The following is a 17,351-nucleotide window of genomic DNA, read 5'->3' as shown; positions in this document are numbered from 1 at the left end:
CACCCCGGCAGACCTCAGAGCCGTCAGGCTTTGCGCCCGACACGCAGATCCCGGTTTTCCCGCGGCTGCTCCCGTGGATTCTTGCGGTCTGCGGAGGCATTGGACTTGTCGCTGCGTTCGCACTGACCGTCGAAAAGTTCGAACTGGCAACCGATCCGAACTACACGCCGACCTGCAGTATCAACCCGATCGTCAATTGCGGATCGGTCATGGACACCCCCCAAGCAGCCGTCTTCGGGTTCCCCAACTCACTGCTCGGAATCGCAGGCTTCACAGCTCTGATCGCTATCGCCGTCCTGCTAGGACCCCGCCCGGCCTTGTGGGTCATGATCGGATTGCAGATCGGCCTGACGGGTGCGGTGGTGTTCGTCCATTGGCTGATATTTCAGAGTCTGTATCGAATCGATGCACTCTGCCCGTACTGCATGGCCGTGTGGGTCGTTGTCGTGGTTGCCTTTTGGTATGTGAGCCTGCGCAATGCCGACCATGTCTGCCCATCCGGGAGAGCACGCCGAGCCCTCGATGTGGTCCTCACGGTGCACACCGTAGTACCGCTGGTGTGGGCGATGGCGGTGATCGCCCTCATCATCGAACGCTTCTGGTGGTACTGGTCCACGCTGGTGTGACCGTGGCCCGATTGACAGGGGTGAAGCATCGTCTCTCCCCTGGCAACGATCGTGCACTTCGTGCGCAGACCGGCGGCGTGGGTGTCGTCGATGCGCCACCCCTCACGGGTGATGGGCTGCCAAGGCTTCCTCCTGGTGACGCTGGGCACTGGTCTCGAGCTGGAAGGTGGAGTGCTCGAAGGAGATGGCGAAGTGGGTCGCCACGCACGTTCGGATGTCATTCAAGATCGTGGGGGCGTGCCCGTCCTGGAAGCAGTCGTCATCGACCACCACGTGAGCGCTAATGATCGGCAGACCAGTGGCCACCGTCGATGCGTGGAGGTCGTGCACGTCCTGCACGCGGTCCATCTCGAGAATGTGGGCCCTGACGTCGTCCAAATCGATCTCCCTGGGCGTGAACTCCATCAGCACTCGCGTCGTCTCTGCCATGAGCTTGAGGGCGCGGGGTGCGATCAGTAGCGCAATGAACAGGCCGGCCAGTGCGTCGGCTTGTTGGAAGCCGGTGGTAGCGATGACGATCGCGGCGACAATTACACCCAGCGATCCCAGTGCGTCGTTGAGGACCTCCAGGAACGCCGCTCGCATGTTGAAGTTGGCCCCGCGTCCTGAGGCAAGCACCAGCATGGCGACGATGTTCGCCACGAGCCCGATGATTCCGAAGATCAGCAGTTCGGTCGAGGGAACCTCTGGCGGAGCGAACAGTCTCCGCACGCCCTCAACAGCGGCGTAGAGCCCGACAGCAAGCAGCAGCGAGGCCTGCCCCAGAGCGGCGATGACCTCGATGCGCCGCAGTCCCCATGTGCGAGTCTTGCTGACCGGACGGTGCATCACGGTTGCTGCGACCAGCGCGACCGCCAACCCGATCGCATCTGTCGCAGCGTGCGCGGTGTCGGTCAGCAGCGCCAGACTTCCCGTGATCACCGACCCGACCAACTGGGCCACGACAATGATCCCCGTCAGAACAAACGCTATCGCCAGACGGACACGCAGCGACGAGTCGCTGGACGCAGGATCGGTTGGTCCGTGGTTGTGTCCGGCTCCCATACTTCGTACTCCCTCTCATCCACACCCAGATAGCCACGCTACCCCTATATATCAATACATGCGCATGTGACTATATGACAGACCGGGCCGGAACGGTACCAGCGGATCACGTCACGACTGACTCGGGATGTGCTGAGATGGCCCGACGTTGGCGGCGTGGAGGCGGTGGTTGTTCGGTCTCGTGAGGGTGCGGTGACCGGAAACAGGGGGACGCTGTGGACGTCGAATCGGGGCCGCCACCACAGGGCTCAGATGGGTAGTTGAGTATCGGTGATGAACGCGTCGCGCACCCACACGATGAATTGGTCCCACAGGCCGGTGATCAAAGCGATGCCCACCGCGATCATCATGGCCCCGCCGGCGATCTGGATCATGCGGGCGTGGGTGCGCAACCAGCCGAGGCTTCGCAACGCCCACGCCGAGGAAAACGCAAGCACAACAAAAGGAATGCCAAGGCCGGCGCAGTACGCCACGATCAGCGCGACGCCCTTGGCTGCGGTGGCGCCTTCGGTGCCGCTGGCCGTAGCAATGACTGCCGCGAGTGTGGGCCCCAGGCACGGGGTCCACCCGAGTGCAAAGACCCCGCCGAGCAGCGGGGCGCCGGCGATGTTGGAGACGCGGCGGGGGGCGAACCGTCGTTCCTGTTGCAGTGCCGGCACCAGCCCGATAAACACCAAGCCCATGACGATGGTGACCACACCGCCGATACGTTGCAGGACTTCACGATTCACCACGAAAGTCGTGGTGACCCCAAGTACTGTGGCGGTCGCTGCCACGAAAACCACGGTGAAACCGATGACGAACAGGCCTGCGGCGAGCGCCACACGCGAGCGACCCCGTTTATTCGACTCCCCCACCGACACCGCCGGCGCCTCGGCGCCGACCACGCCAGCCAGATAAGACAGATACCCCGGGACGAGCGGGACCACACACGGTGAGGCGAACGACACCAGCCCGGCGATCATGCATGCGAGCAGCGCCAGCAGTAGCGGACCGCTGGCGACGACGTCAGCAAACGTCTCGCCGACCGAGGCTTGCAGTTCGACTGACTGCGCCGTCATGGGCGTTGTGTCACAGGCTCAGCGACGACGCGCTGAACTGTTGCCCCGAGTTCGTCGGCGGTGATGGCCTTGAGGAACACCGCGGCCGGACGGTGGTCGCGGTCGAGCACGATGGTCGTCGGCACCACCGACGTTGGAGTGGTCAGCGCAGCCAGAGTGATGCCGGCAAAGTCGTAGATCGAGGGAAAGGCGACTTTCCTGTCGACAATGAAGTCCTTCGCCGCTTGCCGGTTGTCGCGCAGATTGATACCGAGGAACTCGACCCCCGAGGTCTTGTTCTGGGCGTAGACATGCTCGAGGTCGTCGGCTTCTCCCCGGCAGGGTCCGCACCACGAACCCCATACGTTGATGACGACGACTTTGCCTGCGAAGTCGTTGAGTCCGACGGTCTGGTCGGTCACCACATCAGGGCCTGAGACGTCAGCGATCCTCTGACGGCTTGCAGGCGGGTCGTAGGTGATGACCGTCTGCCCGCCGGGTGAGACGAACTGAAAGGTTCCCCCCTGCGCAACGGCGTCGTCGCCAGCGCTACCACAACCCGACGCTACCCACGGCACCACGCACATCAGCGCCAGGATTGCCGCCCGCACCGCGGATATCCTTCTCTCCTGCTGCACCAGCACTCCTTGACCTTGATCTACTACGCAGCGTGGTAGATTAACGTTCGCGTTGTCAACATAGCCGTAGTTTTTGCGATCTGCACCGGCCCGTAGGCCCACGTCCCGCGGCGAGGGTTCTGCCGCGTTCATCTGACGTATCGGTGCGCTCAGCTGTGATTACGCTTGATTCGGTCGAGGTCCCGAGGCTGGGCATCATTGCTTATCTGCAACTACGTTCCCTAGTAATAGAGGCCGCCAGTTGCGACTGACGCTCAACCGGATCGTGTTACTGCTGTGACCTGTGGGGCCTATGGTTCGAACGGAGGGCTGCCAATCGGGGCCTCATGTGCACCTGGCGTGCGGTGCTGAACGTCAGTGCGTCGCGCCCGTCTCCGGAAGGTCTCGCTGGCATGCCTATGTCGTCCCTCATTCGCCGCTGCGGCGTTGCACGGCCCTGTCTGAGGCTGGGGGCCGTGGGAATTGTTGCTGCGGTTCTGCTGAGCCTCTCGCTTGACGCTCGAGCGCGCGCCGACGCAGATGACACCCATGTGGCCCAGCAGTTCGCCCAACTGGTCGCCGAGACGATCTCGGCATCCTTGGGGGGGCCGGCGATGGGGGAACTAGCCGACGAGATCCGGACCGTCAGCACATGTCTGGCCGATCGTGCGCGCCCAGTCGAGCCGTCGGAGCCAACGGATGACCCCATCACTGCGGTGGGTTGCTTTGCCGCCGTTCTCAGTGCGGGACGAGCAGCCGCCGAACTGGTTGTCGACGCGCTACCGATCGGGCGGTTGCTGGCGCTGCTGGCATTTGAGATGCGTCCCCACGATCCTGCGACCCCGCATCCCGCACCGAACGGTCCACCCGTCTATTCGTCGCCGTCGCCGGGGTCCGTAGTCGCTCCGACGAATGGTCGAATCACCTCCACCTTCGGTGACGGTCGAGGTCATCAGGGCATGGACATCGGCAACGACCTCGGCGCGCCGATTTTCGCGGTCACCGACGGCGAAGTGATCAACTCCGGCCCTGCCCAAGGCTTCGGATTGTGGGTACGTATCCGACATGCCGATGGAACAGTCACCACCTACGGCCATAACGACGACAACCTCATCGAGGTAGCGGCTCCGGTCACGGTCGGCCAACCCATTGCCACGGTTGGCAACCGAGGTAACTCAACCGGCCCCCACTTGCATTTCGAGGTGGCCGATGCATCCGGTGCTGCCCTCGACCCGGTGAGCTGGCTCGCCGAACGCGGCGTCCGTCTGCCCGCCGACGGCGAACCTACTATCCCTCCCAACGAACCGCCGAGCAGCGGAAGTGCAGACCTCTGGCGGTAGGGAGCAGCGCCGCGTAACCGCGATGACCCTCCGCGCCTGATATTGGTGAGGGAGCCGACTTTTCGTTGCCGCCATGTCGGTACTCGCCCGAGATTCGGGATTCCGGGCCCAACTATGCTACCTAGTAGTTAATCGACTACAGTCCGTAGTTACGGCCCGGGAAGTCGCACGCAGGATGCGCGTGTTGCTCGATCAGGGCCACCGTTTGTCCGACTCAGATGGAGGCCTGATGACCGCGGTGTCCCCGCGCCCACCCGAGGTGGTCGCTACGCGGCCCTACCCCGAGCGGCGCAAGTCCAGAGGGTCATTCATCTACAAGCTGCTGACCACGACCGATCACAAGTTGATCGGCATGATGTACATCGTCGTGTGCTTCGCGTTCTTCCTCATCGGCGGCCTGATGGCGCTGCTGATGCGCGGCGAGCTCACGACGCCGGGCATGCAGTTCCTCTCGACCGAGCAGTACAACCAGCTGTTCACCATGCACGGCACGATCATGCTGCTGATGTATGCCACCCCCATCGTGATCGGCTTCGCCAACTTCGTACTGCCCCTGCAGATCGGCGCTCCCGACGTCGCCTTCCCGCGGCTCAACGCCCTCGGCTTCTGGCTGTTCGTCTTCGGCTCGACCATCGCGATCGCCGGCTTCATCACCCCCGGTGGTGCCGCCGACTTCGGCTGGACCGCCTACACCCCGCTCAGCGATGCCATTCACTCACCCGGCGTCGGCTCGGACATGTGGTTTCTCGGACTGACAGTGTCCGGCTTGGGCACCATCCTGGGCGCGGTCAATATGGTCACCACGGTCATCTGTCTGCGCGCACCGGGAATGACGATGTTTCGCATGCCGATCTTCACGTGGAACATCCTGGTCACCAGTGTCCTGATCTTGCTGGTGTTCCCGCTGCTCACCGCGGCACTGCTCGGCGCCGAAGTCGACCGTCAATTCGGCGCGAATCTGTTCGATCCGTCCAACGGCGGCGCCATTCTCTGGCAGCACATGTTCTGGTTCTTCGGCCACCCCGAGGTCTACATCATCGCGCTGCCGTTCTTCGGCATCGTCTCCGAGATTTTCCCGGTCTTCAGCCGTAAACCGTTGTTCGGGTACTCAGGACTGGTCTACGCCACCCTCGCCATCGCCGCCCTATCGGTCGCGGTGTGGGCACACCATATGTATGTCACCGGCGCCGTGCTGTTGCCGTTCTTCTCCTTCATGACGTTCCTGATCGCGGTGCCGACGGGCGTAAAGTTTTTCAACTGGATCGGCACAATGTGGCGGGGCCACATGACGTTCGAGACACCGATGTTGTTCTCGGTCGGCTTCATGGTCACCTTCCTCTTCGGCGGACTCACCGGTGTGCTCCTGGCCAGCCCACCCATCGACTTTCAACTCTCCGACAGCTACTTTGTGGTGGCCCACTTCCACTACGTCCTCTTCGGCACCATCGTGTTCGCCACCTACGCCGGCATCTACTTCTGGTTCCCGAAGATGACCGGACGTCTGCTCGACGAACGCCTGGGCAAGATCCATTTCTGGCTGACGTTCATCGGCTTCCACCTCACCTTCTTGGTGCAACACTGGCTCGGAGCAGAAGGCATGCCCCGCCGGTACGCCGACTACCTGCCCTCAGACGGCTTCACCACGCTCAACATCATCTCCACCGCCGGCGCGTTCGTCCTCGGCATCTCGACCTTGCCGTTCCTGTGGAACGTCTTCCGCAGCTACCGCTACGGCGAGGTCGTCACCGTCGACGATCCATGGGGCTTCGGCAACTCCCTGGAATGGGCCACCAGTTGCCCACCGCCGCGCCACAACTTCACCGAACTCCCCCGCATCCGGTCGGAGCGTCCAGCGTTTGAACTGCACTACCCGCACATGGTGGAGCGGATGCGCGCCGAAGCTCACGTCGGCACACGGCACGGTGAACCCAGCGAGACCGCAGAAGAAGTCCGCCGTGCGCCGCTGACCACCGGAGACCATGAAGCATCTACAGATCCCGACCCGGAGAGCCGACCGTGAACAACTCCCCCTTCCCTGCCCTCGACCAGGCCGCCGTCCCGCGATCGCGCCGCCCGCTGACCGTTCCTCGATGGTTCGCCATCCTCGCAGTCGGCTACACCGCGTTGATGACCTTTGCGTTGACCCTGCTCGCGGGTTCTGTCCTCGCTCAGGGCACTCCCCTGCTGCTGTGGCTGATCGCGGCGACCGCGGCAGCCTGCGCGGCCCGCGGAGCAGCCGCGATCGCGGCCCGCACAGCACAACCAGCGCGCGGCCGTGCGCTGCGGCGGTAGCCGGTCGCGTCATCCATCGGCCCAACTCTGCGTGATCAGAGCCTTGCCTGCGGGGCGTGGTGCTGCACAGCGCCACGTGGGCCATGTCGAGACTGCACGCCCCGATGCATAGCTGACGCGATCCCGGTATGACCCTGGTGACGTGGATTATGCATCCTGTTGCGACAGTCTCTCGGCTGGCGGGTCCGATGGCGAAGATGCACTCTGGGCCTCGCGGGGGCGGCGCGCGCGGGGCGTGCGCGCAACACCATGAGACACGCGCCGGTGAAGGTCGTCGTTACCGGTGGCGCAGATGAACGAAACGTCACCGGGTTTGCGACACTAACTGCTGAAGAGTGAACGTGGCGGTGCGGGGACTCACGCGGTGAGCCCATGCGCAACAACTGAGAGCACCGGAAGTGCTGCAACGGTACACAATGCGGCACCCAGAAGTGGCAGTACACTCGCCGCTGCGTACTTCGATTTGGTCGGCTCGATCACGCCATTGTCGAGCATGCGCAGCCGGTAGCGCGTGGAGTGCTGCATGGGGGTCCCGGGGCCTACGCCCTGACCGGTGACATGGGCCAGTGCGCTGCGTACCGCAGCCGTGCTGGTGACCCGGGCTGCCGACATGTCGGCATCCACTTCGATCAGGGCCGCGACCGCCGCTGGCGCCCGCCGAAACAGCGGTACGAAGGGCAGAGCACGTGCCATGACGTCGCAGACCGCCAGGACCCGGTCGTGACGAGACCTTAGATGGGCGAACTCGTGTGCCAGTACTGCTGCCCGCGCCTCGGCCGGCACGCGTGTGCGCAGCGCGCTGGTGGCTACCACGAAACCGCTGCGTCCGCCGACGCAGTAGGCCATGGGGTGGGGATGATCGATCCAGAGTACGTCGGGGGTATCGGGTTCGGTGCTGCCTACCACCGCAACGACGTCGCGATGAAGGCGTTGCACACGTTGCACATCGCGCGTGTGACGAGCGCACGACATCGCGGTGCGAGCGACCACGGCGAACAGCACGACGGCGACGGTGATGCCATACACCTGGCTGAAATCGTCGCGCACCGCATGCAGGACAGCGCCAGCGCACCGAGCCAACGTGTCGACGAAACGCTCCGCAGGCGGCGCATCGGGCCATAAGGCCGACAGCGCCGACAGGAGAAGCAGTCCCACCGCAGTGGCAATGCTGCTGACCCATGCGGTGATCACTACCCGCGGTGACCATCGCTGTGGCAATCGGTCGAGAACGTAAGGACCCAACACACCCAGCACGGCCGCGCCCACCAGGTGGGCCAAAGCAACGCTCACACTCTCAGCGCCTTCTCGGACGATCCGTCCGCGTCCGGGACAAGTGTTCGCTAAGGACCTCGCGCTCCTCGGGGGTAACCATCCGCGCGAAATGCATCAGGACCGCCGTGGAATCGCCGCTGGCATCGAGCACCCGTCGCAGTGTCTGCGACGTCGCCTCCTCCCGCGACTGCAACGGGAAGTACCTGTAGGCGCGGCTGATCTTCTCGCGTCCGGCGAAGCCCTTCTTGTGCAGATTGGTTACCACGGTCAACACCGTCGTGTACGCCAGATCGCGATCGGCCAACGCATCGACAATGTCGTGCACACTCATCGCCGCAGAAGCGCCCCACAGCACGTCCATCACTGCGCGTTCCAACGAACCCAATTGAGTCACCGTCGCCTGCCTGATCGCCTTGTCTTTGCTGCCAGTCTAGAACAAACTACCCTGCTTAGTAGCCGAAGGTGGCTTCGCCAGGTTGGCCGCCACCATCTGACACACTTTTCGCATTTCCTGCGGTGCCATGACTCACCTCACCGCCTACTGAAAGCGCCACTCGTGACCGACCTCGTTGACGACACGTACTCGACCCGCCGCATCCAACTCGATGTAGGTGGCATGACCTGCGGTGCGTGCGCAGCCCGAGTGGAACGCAAACTCAACAAGATTGACGGCGTACGCGCCTCGGTGAACTACGCTACTCGGCGGGCCACCGTGGAACTCGATAGCCACGCAGGCGTGGCCGATGCGATCGACGCTGTTCACACGGCAGGCTATTCGGCTACGGAACTGACCGAGCAGGCTCCTCCTGTCAACGAGGATGCGTCGACGGCGAAGGCGCTGTTCACCCGACTGATCGTCGCGCTGGCCCTGTTCGTGCCGCTGGCCAACCTCTCCGTAGTGCTCGCCGTCATCCCGGACCTGCGTTTTCCCGGGTGGCAAGCGGTGTTGGTGGCGCTTGCCGCACCAGTCGTGACCTATTGTGCGTGGCCGTTCTACCGCACCGCGGTGCGTACGTTGCGGACCGGTGTGGCCACGATGGACACGCTCGTCTCCCTGGGAGTGCTGGCCGCGACCGCCCTGTCGATGTATTCGATGTTCTCGGCCGATGCGATGTCTGCCGCGGGTCAGGGGGTGTGGTCAGCGATCTTCTCCAGTGACTCGATCTACCTCGAAGTTGCCGCCGGCGTGACGGTCTTCGTGCTGGCGGGACGCTACTACGAAGCGCGTGCCCGCACACAAGCTGTCCAGGCATTGAGCGCGCTGGCCGCGCTACGCGCAACCGAGGCCCGCGTCGAGTGTGCAGGGGGTACGAGCATGCTCATACCCCTGGCGGAACTCAAAGTCGGTCAACGACTCATCGTGCTGCCGGGTGAGACCATTCCCTCGGACGGGCATGTGATCGAGGGCACAGCCAGTGTGGACCTCAGTGCGATGACCGGAGAGACGACGCCGGTGCAAGTATCAGCCAACCACCGCTCCACCGCAGTCGGGGGCACTACCTGCCTCGACGGGCGATTACGGGTGGAAGTCACTGCAGTCGGTGACGACACACGCCTTGCGGAGATGATCGCGCTGGTCGATAGCGCACAGATGGCCAAGGCCCGCGCTCAACGGGTCGCTGACCGTATCGCCGCGATCTTCGTACCATGCGTCATCGCCCTGGCTGTGAGCACTGTCGTGGGCTGGTCACTAACCGGAGCGTCCTGGGAGCACGCCGTGAGCGCCGCGGTGGCCGTGCTGGTCATCGCCTGCCCGTGCGCGCTGGGCCTGGCCATGCCGATGGCCCTGGTGATCGCCACCGGGCGCGGCGCCCAACTGGGAATCTTCCTCAAAGGGCATTCCGCATTGGAACTGTCCGGGACGATCGATGTGGTGGTCTTCGACAAGACCGGCACTCTCACCAATGGGCGACCTCAGGTCAGCGGCGTGTACACCGTCGACAACAACAGCACGGAGTTGATCCTTGGCTGGGCCGCGACACTCGAGCAGCACACCAGCCACCCCATCGCTACCGCTATCGCCGCAGCGGCCGGTCCGCAGTCCCTTCCTGCACCGGTCGAGGTGGTCACCGACGTCGGCAGTGGCGTGCGTGGAGTGATCGACGGCCTGAGGGTGCAGGTGGGCTCGCCGACGTGGATTGCCCGTACCGCTGCGGTGCCTGCCGCGCTCGACGCGCAGCGCGCTGACGTCGAACGCTCTGGTGGCACCGCGGTGTACGTCGCGGTCGACGATGCAGTTCGGGGCCTCATCGACATTCGCGATAGCGCCAAACCCTCTGCTCGCCAGGCAGTCGATGAGTTGCACCGCATGGGACTTCGCACGTTGTTGGTCACCGGCGACAACGCCGGCGCAGCGCAGCGCGTAGCAGCGCAGGTCGGCATCGATGACGTGACCGCCGGGGTGCTCCCGGCTGAGAAAGTGGCCATCATCGACGACGCGCGCAGGAGCGGTGCCTGTGTGGCGATGGTCGGTGACGGCATTAACGACGGGCCCGCTCTGGCTTCGGCGGATCTGGGCATTGCTATCGGTGGCGGTACCGATGTCGCTATCGGCGCCGCCGACATCGTGTTGGTGCGCGACGATCTCACCACCGTCGCGTTGGCCCTGCACCTCGCCTCGGCCACCCGACGGACGATGCGCACCAATCTGGCATGGGCGTTCGGTTACAACATCGCCGCACTGCCGCTTGCTGCCGCTGGACTGCTCAACCCCCTGATCGCCGGGGCGGCAATGGCCTTGTCATCGTTTTTCGTCGTCTCCAACAGCCTGCGTCTGCAGAACTTCGCGCGTGTAGACCACTGAGGGTGACAGTTGCTGGGTCGGTGCCAGCTGAGACACCATCGCTGCGACGGTTCGAGAGTCGCTGCCATCAATGGCGACGGACTCGGGCAGATCGGGCCGGCGTTCGGCACGCACCCACTGCACCAACAGCACCAGGCAGACCACCACCATCGGAATCTCGCTGATCACTGCGGCCACCACACCGCCCGCCCACTGCGTGCGCGCGAGGTCGGGACCCCACGGCAGTTGCAACTGGCTGTAGAAGGATTCACCGATCACCGTCGTGGAGGTCATCAGTGCGATACCAAAAATGGCGTGAAAAGGCATGACGGCGAACAGCAGACCTAGGCGCGCCAGAATCGGCAACTGCTTGGGGCCCGGGTCGATCCCCACAGAGACCCAAAAGAACAGGTACCCAAGGGTGATAAACAGCACGCTCATCAAGACGTGCCCCCAGTGGTAGCGGACGAGTACGTCGAACACCGGTGTGAAGTACACCAGAAACGACGAGCCCACAAACAACGCGAACGCGACAACTGGATTGAGCAGTAGGTGCACGCCTCCAGAGCCGAGCAGAGTCAGCAGTCCCCGCCGGCACGCCGCTCCACCAGTGTTACCTGCCGTTGGCAGCACCCTCAACAGCAACGTGATCGGTGCGCCACCCACCAGCAGAATAGGTGCGATCATGGTCAAAGCCGTGTGTTCGGCCATGTGCACGCTGAACAGAGCATTGCCGTAGGCCTTCAATCCGGAGCTGGTGGATACCACCACCACAGCGCAGCCCGTGACCCATGACGCGGTCCGCCGTATCGGCCAGCGATGTCCACCGCCCCGCTCCCGCCTGGCGGCTACGACATATCCCACGGCGCTCACCACCGCTGCCACACCCACCACAAGATCAACACGCCACAACGACACCAGCGACCCGACACCGGGCGGGCCAGGAAGCGAATAACCCAGGTACACGTCCCACGCAGTGAATGGGTGGGCAATCAACCCGGGTGCGACCCGGGTGTCCATCACCGCCCAACACGCCACCGCTGCCAGCGCAGCCCCCGCGGCAAGGGAAGAAGCAGTTGCCGACATCGGCACACCCCGGCGCAGGCGCACAACATCGGCGATCACAAGCACCGCCAGTACACCCACCAACAGCCCCGCAGCGCGACCGAAAGCCGACGACCACACGCCCGGAGTCCGCAGCAGCACCACCACACACACCGCGCCCACCAGAGCTGTCACATCGGCGCCCAAGACGACATAGCTGACACGTCGGTCGGCCGCCCTGTCGATGGTCGCCGACCCCAAACCACGAGCCCTAAACCGGTCGGCCCACCGCAGCCCCACCGACACCGCCAAGCTCGCCGCGAACACAATCACCGCGCCGGTCGTGTAATCGTGGTCAGGCCCCTGCGCGGCATTACCGACCACAGGCAGCGCGAGCACCCCGACCGTCGCGGGAACCACCAGCGCCACCTGGACCGACCACCGCAGCGACACCGAACCGACCAGCACCACGACACCCGCTGCCGCCACAACCAGCCACGCCAGCGCCGGCAAACTCACACTGAACGCGTAACCAACCTTGCCGCTGGACACCATCGCGCCCACGGACACACCAGTGGTGTCCGCGGCCGACGTAACCGCCATCAGCACCGCAACAACCACACCAAACCCTGCAGCGCGGCGGACGCGGCGAAACACCGGATACACCGCAGCGTCAATGAACCCCTGCGAGTCGGAAGACGCGGTGAGCACCACCGAAACTAACCCTCCGAGGACCGCCGCAGCCAACGCAAAGCCAGCAAAATTGCCGACCACATCGGCCACAGCCGTACCCATCCCCGGGTAAGGATCCGCACTCTCGACATAGCGAGTGGCCCCGGACGCCCAGGCGTACACCGCCAACACCAGCATCAGCCCACCGACCAGCAACGGCGCCACCACCCGAAGAGGAACTGCGCGCAGCAGTCGCGACTGGATTGACGAGGTGTCAGCCTCCGGCAACGCCTTTGATTCGCCCACCAACCGTATGCTACTACTGCGCATAGTAGTTAACTCACATGGATCGAGGGCCGCGGTGATCGACGACCTACTCCTGCGGTGGATCGTCACCGCCATGTTCGCGATCGGAGCGATCGACAGCATTCGCACCCTAGCCGCCCACCGCAGCGACCTGCGGCTCTCAGTCGTGCACTGCCTCATGCTCCTGATGTCGCTGGCGATGATCGTCATGGCGTGGCCACAAGGCAATCAGCTCCCACTGCTGCCTCTGATGCTGCTCTTCGCTCTCGCCACAGCAATCGCGGTCGTCTTCGCGGTGCCGAAGACGACCGCGCGGCGGCTTTACGTCTCTACCGCAGTGATGATGGCCTCGATGGTGTGGATGTATGCGGTGATGAGCCGGCACAATTCCACATCCGCCGTTCCCGCTGCCACCGCCCCCGCACACCACGGAGGCCCGTCGGGGGCCGACGCCATCAACGAGATGACACCGCTGCACGGCCCGTCATCAGATCCCATGTGGATGGGGTCGGTCACCTTGCTACTCGTGCTCGGCTTCCTCGCGCTCACCCTCTACTGCGCAGCCCGGTCAATTCAGCTGCCACGCACCGCGGCCCCAGCGCCACCACTGTCAAACGCTGTAGCGACGCTTCGCCGCCCGCATCTAGAGTTCTCGTGGATATGCCACACGTTAACCGCCGGTGGGACAGGAATCATGTTCGCCGCTCTACTCTGACAGGCCACCCGAGCCTCAGAGTGAGCGGTCATTCCCGATATCGCTACGGCCGCCGCGCAGCGCATGCTCATCACTGTCGCGTCTGCGGCTGTTCATGACCGTAACGCAGAAGCGATATCGCCGGGAACCGGCATCGGGCGCATCAGACCGGCGGCAACACGTCCGGTGTTGCCCTCGGGGTAGCGTCCGCTCAGCGATCCGGGAGCGGAAACGATGATGCGCACCACCTGGCCGAGCGCTTCGCGCCGATCATGTTGGTGCACAGCGAATCTGAACATCGAAATGTGGTTCTGAGTATGCAACCACGGGTCCGGCTGGGACACGATGTGGGCGCGTTCAAGATGGTGCCAGCGCTGCTCTGCCACCTCGGCGGCGGCGGCCGCTGCCATCTCTGCCCGGTAGAGGTCACGGGCTGCCTCACTAATGCGAGCCATCGCCAGCCTCCTCGGCGCAGCACGGATCATCCAACGCAAGTACCAGCCCGAGTAGATCGTCGAGTGCATGACCAATCCGGCTATTAGCCAGTTCATACCGACTCCGTCGACCCTCAGGTACCGCGACCACCAAACCGCATCCCCGTAGGCAGGCCAGGTGATTCGACAACGTTTGCCGCGACACCCCAATCGCCTCAGCCAAGTCCGCCGGATAGGCTCCACCATGGCGCAACCGAACCAACACCTGCGTTCGCGTCGAATCGGATAGTGCGTATCCAAACCTCGTCAACGCGTCATGCTGCGCTTCTACCACCGTGCTCACGCCAAAATGATACATGACTCGATGTATTCACGCACATCTGAACAGTAAAGGTCAGGACTTCCGTCCGGCTCGATTAAGGCATAATCCTTTGCCTGTGCCTGACATAGCATAAGTTATCGGCGAAATATGTTGTGCTGCTTTATATTACGTCACCAGTGACGTAATGCAACGCGAACTAGCAGTTCAAGGAGACCGATCATGGCAACGCGGACCACGGTGCGCACCGAGTTCCTGTGCGACGTTTACACCTGCGCACTTGAAGGCGGTATCGGCTACTGGTCGACCTGTACCGACTATCGCTGGAGCAGTGATCCGCGAGCGACTGTCGAGGAAAGCTCCGGCGATCCGCACGTGATCACGCTCGACACGATCGCCCGGGGCGTGAACTCCATCGTCAATGGCGCAGCAATGATTCCGGATGTGCAGCGTCGTAGGATCGCCGCCGCTGTCCGCACCCACGATGCCGAGACCATCGACGCGACAGATGCAGACGCCATTGTTCAGGCGGCACTGTTTGGCTCCCTCGTCTACGGGTGAGACCAGCGGTCACTGCGGTCTCGACGAGCTGAGGTGTTTCCGATTGCGGTGCCGATGTAGTGCTGAGCGGATAGTGGGCCCTGGTCCGAGTTCTTTCGCGATCGACAGTTCGCCGGCCATCAGCAACGCCAACCACCCGAGAATGGCTAGCGTCCATCCTGCCCCGACGAAGACTCCCGACGGCCACGCGGTGGCGGTAATCCGCCAGAGCGCGCAGAAGCCAGCGAGGAGCACGCCGACGGGCAGGGTAGCCAGGCCGACCAGGCCGGTGGTCCATTTGAACCGGGCGGGCGGCGGTGTAGGTCCAAGCTCAGGGTGCGGCTGCCAGCGCACCGCCCGAACAGGTTGTGTTGCCGCGTCTATGACAGCGGCCACGCCGAATCTCGACCAGTAGACGAGGCCGCTCAGGAGCAGGATCTGCCAGACGAATCCGGCCGCTACCGCTTGATTCAATGCGGCGTCCTTTCTTCACGGTCTGAACAGGCGTGATTGGTGGCTCAATCGCCGATGCGCGATGCGCACCGCCGGCAGAAGGTACCGGTGTGTTGACGGGTATGCCCATCGGGTAGCCGTTGGGTTTCCGTCGCGAGGGTGGGGCTGTGGCCTACTACGGCGCAGATGACGGGTATCCCTGTACCGCTGTCATATTCGGCGTCGGAACGCACCCAAGAACTTCATGCGCAACGCGACAAACGCCGCGACGCCTACGCCCACGGCGATGACGATCGCCAGGGGGAATGGCAGCACCGTGCGGAAGAAAATGAGCCCGGCAATCATGATCGCCGCAGGGATCAGCAGGGTCATGACGATGAAAGAGCGAGACTCGCCGTCCTCGCTCGGTGTCTGGCGCCCTCCGAGTATGAGTCCGATAGTCGCCGCGCCCACCCAGAACACCGCAATCATCACCCATCCCACGGCCGCGCCCCATGCGCCGGACGGGACGATCGACGTGTCGGGAAAGTTGGCGTCAGCAGCAAGGATCATCGGCGTTGTCCTTCCGGATTGGTTCGACCGGTGTCGAAGCCGAGGGCACGAAGGTGCTGGACATCGGGAATGCGAACCCGCGCAATGAGGAAGCACTCGACCGCTCCCGCAACAAGCACCACAGCGCCGCACACCCACGTCGTGGTGTTTCCGTCGTTGAGGGCGGCTGCGGTGGCGCCGCATACGACTGTGATCGCCGCAAAGGTCATCGCAACTCGCTGGAATTGCCGTGCACGGGCAACAGCGGTCGCGGCGTCCTTGTGTGGGCGAGGCTGAAAACGGTTAACGCGTTGCCGAATTACCCCGGCGGTGATTATTGTGACGGCTCCGGCAAAGAGCAGGATGATCGCCGTGGTTTCCATAGGTGTTATTTCCTTCTGTTGGCGATGAGCGCGAGGACTTCGGCGACTTCCTCGTTCTCAGTGACCTCGCCGCGTGCCGAGCGGGTCAGGAACTCAATGTCGTCACGTTGCGGGTTCCAGCCGTCGAGGACGTTGTTGTCGATCGCCTGCACGACACCGCGGACCTGCAGATCGGTGAGTCCTGAGAACAACTCCGGCCAACGGGCGATCCACTGTGACTCGATCATCACTCACCTTTCGGATTGGTTCACCTGTAAGGCACTGTCGCACAGTGGTCCGACAGTCTCGCGTCGGCGACACTGCGGTGGGCGGGGGTGAGCCCTACCAAGGGCCGTCATCTCCACCATCGACGCCCGACTCGATGCCACGATGCGTCCGAGAGTCACACAGGTCATCAATCCGGAAGTAGCTGCGAAGCAGGTATGTCGAAGTGGTCAGCGATCCGGTACAGCGTCCCGACGGTGATGTTCTCACCGCCGGACTCGATCGCCGACAAGTGTGTCCGGTGCACGCCAACAGCTTTGGCTACTTCGGCCTGCGTCTGACCGCGACCGGTCCGCGCGTCACGCACCCGGCTGCCCAGCTCCCGAAGTCTCTCCACGATGTTGACTATAACCCACACCTATGTAGACTAAAACCATCATCGCTGATGATGCGGTGAACCTTCGCTGCCGACTCGGGCAGAAACAAGAGTGGTCCGCGGGTGCTGGAACACCCACGGACCCGACGCACACCACGGAAAGGGCCGTGACATGCACCAATGCCCCACTCTAATCGAACAAGCCTCCGGCTATCTCGCCGCCGATCACACCATCCGCCGCATCACCCCGACCGCCCGGGCGAGCGCCGCAGCGGCGATCCTGGCGCACTACCCGCCGACCTCGGCGTTCGATGCTGGATTCCGACAGCGGCTTGTCGAGTTCACTCCTGACGTGGCGTCTGCCGATCAGCGAAAGGGGCGG

The 17,351-nt window shown here is 63.7% G+C and carries 20 protein-coding genes; 7 read left to right on the top strand and 13 right to left on the bottom strand.

The window, feature by feature from the left end; genetic code table 11:
• Window positions 1–47: 47 nt before the first annotated feature.
• A complete protein-coding gene (locus LEL84_RS04040) occupies window positions 48–626 on the top strand; it encodes a vitamin K epoxide reductase family protein (RefSeq protein WP_101821345.1) in 579 nt (192 codons plus the stop codon).
• 102 nt (window positions 627–728) lie between these two features.
• On the opposite strand, the gene LEL84_RS04035 is transcribed toward LEL84_RS04040, so the two are convergent.
• From LEL84_RS04035 to LEL84_RS04025, 3 genes are all read right to left on the bottom strand, one after another.
• A complete protein-coding gene (locus LEL84_RS04035) occupies window positions 729–1,670 on the bottom strand; it encodes a cation diffusion facilitator family transporter (RefSeq protein ID WP_065629398.1) in 942 nt (313 codons plus the stop codon).
• 248 nt (window positions 1,671–1,918) lie between these two features.
• Window positions 1,919–2,731, bottom strand: a complete 813-nt coding sequence (locus LEL84_RS04030) for a cytochrome c biogenesis CcdA family protein (protein WP_055476895.1) — start codon at window positions 2,729–2,731, stop codon at window positions 1,919–1,921.
• Entirely contained in the window at window positions 2,728–3,297 is a 570-nt protein-coding gene (locus LEL84_RS04025; protein WP_101821343.1) for a TlpA family protein disulfide reductase, read from the bottom strand. The genes LEL84_RS04030 and LEL84_RS04025 overlap by 4 nt, the downstream gene beginning before the upstream one ends.
• Before the next feature lie 443 nt (window positions 3,298–3,740).
• Between LEL84_RS04025 and LEL84_RS04020 the strand changes: the two genes are divergently transcribed.
• The 3 genes from LEL84_RS04020 to LEL84_RS04010 all read left to right on the top strand — a co-directional run bounded on the left by LEL84_RS04020 (window position 3,741) and on the right by LEL84_RS04010 (window position 6,959).
• A complete protein-coding gene (locus LEL84_RS04020) occupies window positions 3,741–4,667 on the top strand; it encodes a M23 family metallopeptidase (protein ID WP_055476918.1) in 927 nt (308 codons plus the stop codon).
• A 229-nt stretch (window positions 4,668–4,896) separates the two neighbouring features.
• Window positions 4,897–6,687: a cytochrome c oxidase subunit I gene (gene ctaD / locus LEL84_RS04015; protein ID WP_055476897.1), complete on the top strand. Its 1,791-nt coding sequence runs from the start codon at window positions 4,897–4,899 to the stop codon at window positions 6,685–6,687.
• The gene (locus LEL84_RS04010) at window positions 6,684–6,959 is read left to right on the top strand and encodes a hypothetical protein (protein WP_055476898.1); all 276 of its coding nucleotides are present in this window, start codon (window positions 6,684–6,686) and stop codon (window positions 6,957–6,959) included. Before ctaD ends, LEL84_RS04010 begins: the two co-directional genes overlap by 4 nt.
• Window positions 6,960–7,316: 357 nt before the next feature.
• Here the strand turns inward: LEL84_RS04010 and LEL84_RS04005 are convergent, their stop codons facing one another.
• Window positions 7,317–8,249 (bottom strand): M56 family metallopeptidase, encoded by a 933-nt coding sequence (locus LEL84_RS04005; protein WP_055476899.1) that lies wholly within the window; start codon window positions 8,247–8,249, stop codon window positions 7,317–7,319.
• A 4-nt stretch (window positions 8,250–8,253) separates the two neighbouring features.
• On the bottom strand, window positions 8,254–8,625 hold the full coding sequence (locus LEL84_RS04000) for a BlaI/MecI/CopY family transcriptional regulator (protein ID WP_055476900.1): 372 nt from the start codon (window positions 8,623–8,625) through the stop codon (window positions 8,254–8,256).
• A 162-nt stretch (window positions 8,626–8,787) separates the two neighbouring features.
• On the opposite strand from LEL84_RS04000, the gene LEL84_RS03995 reads away from it, so the two are divergent.
• Entirely contained in the window at window positions 8,788–11,034 is a 2,247-nt protein-coding gene (locus LEL84_RS03995) for a heavy metal translocating P-type ATPase (protein WP_055476901.1), read from the top strand.
• Here LEL84_RS03995 and LEL84_RS03990 read toward each other — a convergent pair.
• The gene (locus tag LEL84_RS03990; RefSeq protein ID WP_226513391.1) at window positions 10,972–13,035 is read right to left on the bottom strand and encodes a cytochrome c oxidase assembly protein; all 2,064 of its coding nucleotides are present in this window, start codon (window positions 13,033–13,035) and stop codon (window positions 10,972–10,974) included. The genes LEL84_RS03995 and LEL84_RS03990 overlap by 63 nt on opposite strands.
• Window positions 13,036–13,090: 55 nt before the next feature.
• Between LEL84_RS03990 and LEL84_RS03985 the strand changes: the two genes are divergently transcribed.
• On the top strand, window positions 13,091–13,750 hold the full coding sequence (locus LEL84_RS03985; protein ID WP_055476902.1) for a DUF5134 domain-containing protein: 660 nt from the start codon (window positions 13,091–13,093) through the stop codon (window positions 13,748–13,750).
• Window positions 13,751–13,842: 92 nt separating this feature from the next.
• Here LEL84_RS03985 and LEL84_RS03980 read toward each other — a convergent pair whose 3' ends face one another.
• Entirely contained in the window at window positions 13,843–14,184 is a 342-nt protein-coding gene (locus LEL84_RS03980) for a DUF3703 domain-containing protein (RefSeq protein ID WP_055476920.1), read from the bottom strand.
• Window positions 14,171–14,521 (bottom strand): ArsR/SmtB family transcription factor, encoded by a 351-nt coding sequence (locus LEL84_RS03975; protein ID WP_078111946.1) that lies wholly within the window; start codon window positions 14,519–14,521, stop codon window positions 14,171–14,173. The genes LEL84_RS03980 and LEL84_RS03975 overlap by 14 nt, the downstream gene beginning before the upstream one ends.
• A gap of 183 nt (window positions 14,522–14,704) precedes the next feature.
• Between LEL84_RS03975 and LEL84_RS03970 the strand changes: the two genes are divergently transcribed.
• Window positions 14,705–15,043: a hypothetical protein gene (locus tag LEL84_RS03970; RefSeq protein ID WP_055476903.1), complete on the top strand. Its 339-nt coding sequence runs from the start codon at window positions 14,705–14,707 to the stop codon at window positions 15,041–15,043.
• 9 nt (window positions 15,044–15,052) lie between these two features.
• Here the strand turns inward: LEL84_RS03970 and LEL84_RS03965 are convergent, their stop codons facing one another.
• The 5 genes from LEL84_RS03965 to LEL84_RS03945 all read right to left on the bottom strand — a co-directional run bounded on the left by LEL84_RS03965 (window position 15,053) and on the right by LEL84_RS03945 (window position 16,990).
• Window positions 15,053–15,496 (bottom strand): hypothetical protein, encoded by a 444-nt coding sequence (locus tag LEL84_RS03965; RefSeq protein WP_156354350.1) that lies wholly within the window; start codon window positions 15,494–15,496, stop codon window positions 15,053–15,055.
• A gap of 189 nt (window positions 15,497–15,685) precedes the next feature.
• On the bottom strand, window positions 15,686–16,027 hold the full coding sequence (locus tag LEL84_RS03960; protein ID WP_055476904.1) for a hypothetical protein: 342 nt from the start codon (window positions 16,025–16,027) through the stop codon (window positions 15,686–15,688).
• Entirely contained in the window at window positions 16,024–16,389 is a 366-nt protein-coding gene (locus LEL84_RS03955) for a hypothetical protein (RefSeq protein ID WP_139115549.1), read from the bottom strand. The genes LEL84_RS03960 and LEL84_RS03955 overlap by 4 nt, the downstream gene beginning before the upstream one ends.
• A 5-nt stretch (window positions 16,390–16,394) precedes the next feature.
• Window positions 16,395–16,616: a hypothetical protein gene (locus LEL84_RS03950; protein WP_055476921.1), complete on the bottom strand. Its 222-nt coding sequence runs from the start codon at window positions 16,614–16,616 to the stop codon at window positions 16,395–16,397.
• Window positions 16,617–16,783: 167 nt separating this feature from the next.
• Window positions 16,784–16,990 (bottom strand): helix-turn-helix transcriptional regulator, encoded by a 207-nt coding sequence (locus LEL84_RS03945; RefSeq protein WP_165630006.1) that lies wholly within the window; start codon window positions 16,988–16,990, stop codon window positions 16,784–16,786.
• Window positions 16,991–17,351 lie beyond the last annotated feature (361 nt).

Source organism: Gordonia sp. WA4-43 (assembly GCF_020520305.1).
In the GTDB taxonomy this organism is placed as follows: Bacteria; Actinomycetota; Actinomycetes; order Mycobacteriales; family Mycobacteriaceae; genus Gordonia; species Gordonia hongkongensis.
The sequence above is the reverse complement of the archived record's forward strand: the minus strand, read 5'-3'. Positions and strand labels throughout refer to the sequence as shown.